This is a genomic window from Sphaerisporangium sp. NPDC049457 (genome assembly GCF_055586705.1).
The window spans coordinates 1-5913 of record NZ_JBVJHR010000044.1 but is presented as its reverse complement, the minus strand read 5'-3'; the positions used below and the strand labels follow the sequence as shown (position 1 = coordinate 5913).

6 protein-coding genes and 1 pseudogene are annotated in these 5913 nt (G+C 69.0%); 3 read left to right on the top strand and 4 right to left on the bottom strand.

Annotation, left to right across the window (positions count from 1 at the left end):
* Nucleotides 1-147: 147 nt before the first annotated feature.
* Both ACZ6QO_RS37770 and ACZ6QO_RS37765 read left to right on the top strand, forming a co-directional pair.
* Nucleotides 148-813, top strand: a complete 666-nt coding sequence (locus ACZ6QO_RS37770) for an NADPH-dependent F420 reductase (protein ID WP_465858323.1) — start codon at nucleotides 148-150, stop codon at nucleotides 811-813.
* A 59-nt stretch (nucleotides 814-872) separates the two neighbouring features.
* The gene (locus ACZ6QO_RS37765; RefSeq protein ID WP_465858321.1) at nucleotides 873-1706 is read left to right on the top strand and encodes a lysostaphin resistance A-like protein; all 834 of its coding nucleotides are present in this window, start codon (nucleotides 873-875) and stop codon (nucleotides 1704-1706) included.
* A gap of 72 nt (nucleotides 1707-1778) precedes the next feature.
* Here the strand turns inward: ACZ6QO_RS37765 and ACZ6QO_RS37760 are convergent.
* Nucleotides 1779-1919 (bottom strand): annotated as a pseudogene (locus ACZ6QO_RS37760) (transposase); the annotation flags it as partial.
* Between the two features lie 144 nt (nucleotides 1920-2063).
* Here ACZ6QO_RS37760 and ACZ6QO_RS37755 point away from each other — a divergent pair.
* Nucleotides 2064-3230: an epoxide hydrolase family protein gene (locus tag ACZ6QO_RS37755; protein WP_465858319.1), complete on the top strand. Its 1167-nt coding sequence runs from the start codon at nucleotides 2064-2066 to the stop codon at nucleotides 3228-3230.
* Between the two features lie 149 nt (nucleotides 3231-3379).
* Here ACZ6QO_RS37755 and ACZ6QO_RS37750 read toward each other — a convergent pair whose 3' ends face one another.
* The 3 genes from ACZ6QO_RS37750 to ACZ6QO_RS37740 are packed head-to-tail and all read right to left on the bottom strand — an operon-like array spanning nucleotide 3380 to nucleotide 5804.
* Nucleotides 3380-4048, bottom strand: a complete 669-nt coding sequence (locus tag ACZ6QO_RS37750) for an NADPH-dependent F420 reductase (RefSeq protein ID WP_465858317.1) — start codon at nucleotides 4046-4048, stop codon at nucleotides 3380-3382.
* Nucleotides 4049-4105: 57 nt separating this feature from the next.
* Nucleotides 4106-5047, bottom strand: coding sequence for an SDR family oxidoreductase (locus ACZ6QO_RS37745; RefSeq protein WP_465858315.1), 942 nt, complete (start codon nucleotides 5045-5047; stop codon nucleotides 4106-4108).
* Between the two features lie 52 nt (nucleotides 5048-5099).
* On the bottom strand, nucleotides 5100-5804 hold the full coding sequence (locus ACZ6QO_RS37740; protein ID WP_465858313.1) for an NADPH-dependent F420 reductase: 705 nt from the start codon (nucleotides 5802-5804) through the stop codon (nucleotides 5100-5102).
* Between the last annotated feature and the right edge of the window lie 109 nt (nucleotides 5805-5913).

The following is a 5913-nucleotide window of genomic DNA, read 5'->3' as shown; positions in this document are numbered from 1 at the left end:
CGCTGTTCTCGCTCGTCCAACCACCGCGGCTCGGTCACGTACGTCATTTTACCGTCTGGTTGACATGGTAACCAAATGCCCCGTACATTCTGGTTCACACGTTAACCAAATGTGGAGCGTCGACGACACAGCCGTTGACAACGACGGATGGGCATGGCGTTCTGCCCAGCTTCAGAAAGCAGGCACACCATGAGCGGCATCAGCATCATCGGCCTGGGGGGTATGGGCCGCGCCCTGGCCGGCCGGGCGCTCGCCGGCGGCAACACCGTCGAGATCATCGGCCGCGACCCGGCCAAGGCCAAGGAATTGGCCGCGACGCTCGGCGGCGGGGCCACGGTCGGGACATTCGGCGCCGTCCCGGTTGGCGACATCGTCGTCCTGGCCGTGCCATACGCCAGTGCCGTGCCGGTCGTCGCCCAGCACGGGGATGCACTGGCCGGCAAGTTCATCATCGACATCTCCAACACGTTCAACGCCGACGCCACCGGGCTCGTCATCCCTGAAGGCACGTCCGGTGCGCAGGAGATCGCCAAGGCAGTCCCGGCGAGCGCGCACGTCGTGAAGGCGTTCAACACCGTCTTCGGCCACGTCCTGGCCTTGGGGCGCCCATTGGACGTGCTCTTCGCCGGCGACGACGCGCGGGCCAAGGCAAGCGTATCGGCGTTCATCGAGAGCCTCGGACTGCGCCCGTTCGATGTCGGCGGCCTGGCGATGGCCCGCTGGCTGGAAGGGGTCGGGCCGCTGCTGATGGGCCTGGCCCGCAACGGCGCGGGGACCTTCGACGTCGCCCTCGGCGTCGACCTCCCCGGCTGAGCGCCCCCCTGCTGGTAGCCCGCGGCGCTCCCGCCACGAATTCTCACAAAGGAGTCATCGTGCGTCTGATATGGCAGCTCTTGGCGGTTGTGACGGTCTGGATTCTCGGCAATCTGGGCACCGCGGCGGTGAAGGACCACCCCTGGCCGGCGCTCGTCGCCGGCCTGCTGACGGCCGTCGTCGCGGTCCTGGTCTACGGCTGGGTCGTGCGGCGCACCGAGCACCGGGCCCCCGTCGAGGTGTCGCTGAAGGGAGCAGGCGCGGGGATCAGCTGGGGCACGCTGCTCGGCATCGCGCTGTTCGGGGCAGTCATCGCGAACATCGCCTTCTCAGGCGACTACACGATCAACGGCCTGGGCACGCCGGCGAGCGCCGTCCGCCTGCTCGGCATCATGGCGGGCGCCGCCGTGACCGAGGAGCTGGTCTTCCGCGGTGTCCTGTTCCGGAACGTCGAGCACTGGACCGGAACCTGGATCGCGCTCGTGCTGACCGGCTCGCTGTTCGGCCTGATCCACCTGCTCAACGCGAACGCCACCCTGTGGGGTGCCATCGCCATCGCCATCGAGGCAGGCGGAATGCTGACCGCCGCGTACATCGCCACCCGCAAGCTGTGGGTGCCGATCGGTCTGCACTTCGGCTGGAACATTGCCGCGAGCGCCATCTTCAGCACCAAGGTGTCCGGCAGCGACACCCCGCAGGGCCTGCTGGACGCGACGATGTCGGGTCCCGCGCTGGTCACGGGCGGCGACTTCGGACCGGAGGGCAGTGTGTACGCCGTGGTGTTCGGCGTGGTGGCCACCGTCGTGCTCATGTGGCTGGCACACCGGCGTGGTCACGTGGTCCCCGTCCGCCGCTCGGCCCGGGCGGACGTGACCGCCAGGCTCGCCAGGTGATCGAACCCCCGCCGGTGCGCACGGCGTCGGCGGCTCGGCCGGCACCTGTGTCCGGCGCCCCCTTGGCCGGCTCGCACCAGCGTCCCGGACCCAATTGCGCAGGGTTTCGGAGTTGATCCCCAGATCGGCGGTGACCTGCCGGATCGTCGCCTCGGGCCGCGACTGGCACTGCGCGACCGCGTCCGCCGTGAACTGCGGCGGATAGTTCTTCATGACCACGAGATGTCCGTCCTCAGATCCTGAGGATCCGGTGTCCCGTCTGTCCAAGATCAAGGATCAAGGCCCGCCGTCCAGGACTCCGGGCCCGGCCGCACATGCTCCGCACACGTCGATCACGCAGCACAGCAAGGAGAACTCATGCCGAGTGACACACCCGTGATCGCGGTCGGTGACGCGGAACTGGACGAGCTCCGCGCTCGGTTGACGTCTACGCGATGGCCCCGGCCCTGGCCGGTGAACGGCTGGGAGGCCGGTACCGACGCCGTGGAGCTCCGCCGCCTCGTCACCTACTGGGCCTCCGGCTACGACTGGCGAGCCCACGAGGCCGCCATCAACGCCCTTCCGTCACATTTCGCGGACCTCGACGGAACGCCGGTGCACTATCTCCGCTTCGACGGCGAGCACCCGGACGCGTTGCCGATCATCATCACGCACGGCTGGCCCAGCTCCTTCCTCGAACTCGTCCACCTCGCCGACCGGCTGGCCACCCCCTCCCGGTACGGCGGGGCAGCAGAGGACGCCTTCACCGTGATCGTCCCCTCACTACCCGGATTCGCCTTCTCGCCCCAGCGGCCCGCACTCACCGGCGCGGAGCAGGCGCACGACCTCTGGCACCGGCTGATGCGCGACGAACTCGGCTTCGAGCGGTACGCGGCACACGGCGGAGACCTGGGCGCCGGCGTCACCTCACGGCTCGCCGAGGCCCACCCCGAGGCGCTGGCCGGCATCCACCTGCTGGCCGTGGCACCCCCGGCCGGATACGACCCGGACGGCCTCACCCCGCAGGAGCAGGACCACCTCGCCTCCGTGGCGGCCTGGCAGGCGGAGGAAGGCGGCTACCAGCACCAGCAGAGCACCCGTCCCTTCACCCTGGCCCCTGGTCTGGCCGACTCGCCCGCCGGGCTGCTCGCGTGGATCGTCGAGAAGTACCGTGCCTGGTCCGACTGCGGAGGTGATCTGTCCTCGCGCTTCAACGACGACTTCATCCTCACGCAGACGTCCCTCTACTGGTTCACGGGCACGATCTCCACCTCGTTCAGGCCCTACTACGAGTACGCCCACGGCCTGACCAGGCACGTGGAGCGGGTGAGCGTGCCCACAGCGGTCGCCCTGTTCCCCGCCGACCTGAGCCGGCCCCCGCGGAGCTGGGCCGAGCGCACCTACAACATCACGCGCTACACGCACATGCCCCGCGGTGGACACTTCGCCGCCCACGAAGAACCCGACCTGCTGGCCCACGACATCATCGAGTTCTTCCGCACCCACCGTCCTTCTGCGCCGTCGGCCCCTCGATCCGATGCCTGAACTTCAACAGCGGTCGATGGGCACGCCGACCATGTCGAGGGCGGTTCGGTAGCCGTTGAGCCGGTCCTGGTCCGTCCTCCCTGGAGTCTCGCCTCCGAGGAGATCGCATCACAACACGGTCGGCCCATACCGCGCCCCGCGCCAAGCGGTTACCGCGTCGCGGCGGCCAGTGCCGCGCGGATGGCGTACTCGCCGACCGGCTGGCCCTTCTCGTCCGAGGCCGGCCCGTACGGGGTCCCCCACACCGGCGTGCCCGTCGCCTGCCGCCAGCTATCGGCCAGTGGCCCCGCGTCCACGACGCTGTACCCGATGGATTCGATGAATTCGGTCACCGCTGCCTTCGCCGGCGCGGAGTCCCCGGCGATCGGCAGATAGGAGCGGTCGGCCGCCCCCGCCGGGCGGGCGAGTGACAGCAGGTGCTTGAAGAAGATGTTGTTGAACGCTTTCACGACCATGGCGTCCGGGATGTACCCCAGCAGCAGTTCGCTCGAGGTGAGCGACTTGCTGTCGAGCTCGGGGATGTGCCCGTCACGTTCGGGGGCGTAGTTGCACGTGTCGATGACCGTCTTCCCGGCCAGTGACGCGGCGGGCAAGCTGGGGAACGCCTTGACCGGCACCGTGACCACGACGATGTCACCGGCCGCCGCGGCCTCCCCGCTCGTCGCCGCGGACGCCCGCGGCCCCAGTTCCGCGGCCGTGTCCGCGAGCGTTTCGGGACCGCGCGAGTTGCTGAGCACTACCTGGTGCCCGGCCTCGACGGCGAGCCGCGCGATGGTACTGCCGATGTATCCACTTCCGATGAATCCCACGGTCGTCATATTCTGAGCCGCCCTCCTTGTCATGTGCCGGACTCGTTGAGACTCGGGTCCTTACCGTCAGCCGGCGGGGAAGTAGTGGCCGTTGTCCAGATCGGCGAGCAGGCGGGGCTGAGCGGGTTCCCAGCCGAGGGTCCGGCGGGTGACCAGGTTGGACGCCGGGTAGCTCTGCGTGACGATGTTCGCGAGGAACCCGAAGTATCCCGGCAGCACCAGTTCGTCCACGGGAACGCTCACGGCGGGCAGGCCCAGACGGCTGCCGATGGCCTCGGCGATCTCGCGGAACGGGATGCCCCCGTCGTCGACCGCGTGCCAGTATCTGCCGGCCGGGCCCTTCTCCAGCGCCAAGCGGAACAAGGAGGCGACATCGCGGATGTGCACGGCGTTCCACAGGTTCGCGCCGTCTCCGGGGTAGCCGACGAAGCCCTTCTCCTTCGCGAGCGCGATCAGCTGCACGAGGAAGCCGGCACGATCGGTCGTGCTGTGCGCGATGTTGGCGATCCGCACGACCGAAGACCGCACGCCCTGCTCGGCTAGGCCGATCACGGTGGTTTCCACGACGTTACGAGCCCGCAGGGTGCCCTTGTGCTCATCGCCACTGGGAAGGGCCGGGTCCTCCTCGGTGGCCGTCCGGCCCAGGAATCCCTGCCCGGGCGAGCCGATGCTCCCCGCCGCGACCAGCGGCTTTCCGGTTCCCGCCAGTGCCTCGCCGTAGGCAAGCATGATCGGGAGCTCGGCGGCGGCCACGGCGTGGATCCCGCCGGAGAAAAGCAGGTCTTGCCGGTGCGCGACGTGAATGACGCCGTCGGAGTCCGCGGCCGCTTCCTTGAGCCCGTCGAGATCCCCGAGGTCGCCGCGACGCACCTTCGCGCCGAGCGCGGACAGCGCCGCCGCGGCAGTGTCCGACCGGGCCAAGCCGGTGACCTCGTGCCCGGCGGCGATGAGCTCGGGGACGATGTACGAACCGGAATGGCCGGTCCCGCCAGTGACGAAAACGCGCATTCTGCTGTTCCTTATGAGTGAGGTGGCGCGAGAATTGGTGGTGCGGGTGTGCTCAGCTGAGATTGCTGACGCCGAGGGCGAAGTTGAAGTCCCCCACGCCGTGGCGGGCCAGGTTGATCATCAGCAGGCCCGTCCCTTCCAGCCAGTGCGCCATCTCCAGGCCTCCGGCATCCAGGGGGCGCAACCCGAGGCTCTCGATGAACGCCGATACGCTTGCCTTGGCCCGCGCGTCGTCGCCGGCGAAGAGCACGTCCAATGGGCGCCCCAAGGCCAGGACGTGGCCGAAGACGGTGTTGAACGCCTTCACGACGTGCGCGCTCGCCGGGGCGGCCTTGGCGATCTCCTGCGCGGCGGAAGTGCCGTCCGGGGTGGTCAGCCCGCTGGCGTCGGCTTTCATGGGGTTGGTGATGTCGATGATGACCTTGCCGGCCAGTGCATCCCCGTACTGGGCGACGACCGGCACGGCGCTGGCGTTCGGCACGGCGAGGATGACGATGTCGCCGGCTGGGGCAGTGCCGAATGTCCCGGCCGTGGCGCCGCCGCCGAGCGCGGCGGCCAGGTCCTTGGCCTTGGCCGCGTCGCGGCCGACGACCTCGACGGCGTGGCCGCCCTCGACCGCGCGGGCGCCAATGGCGCGGCCCATACCCCCCAGGCCGATGATGCTGATGCCGCTCATGGTGTGCCTGCTTTCCGGAGCTGGATGGGACGCCATGCCCCGCCCGTCGTCGTCAACGGCCATGTCGTCGACGCCCTCCATTTGGTTAACGTGTTAACCAGAATGTACGGGGCATTTGGTTACCATGTCAACCAGACGGTAAAATGACGTACGTGACCGAGCCGCGGTGGTTGGACGAGCGAGAACAGCG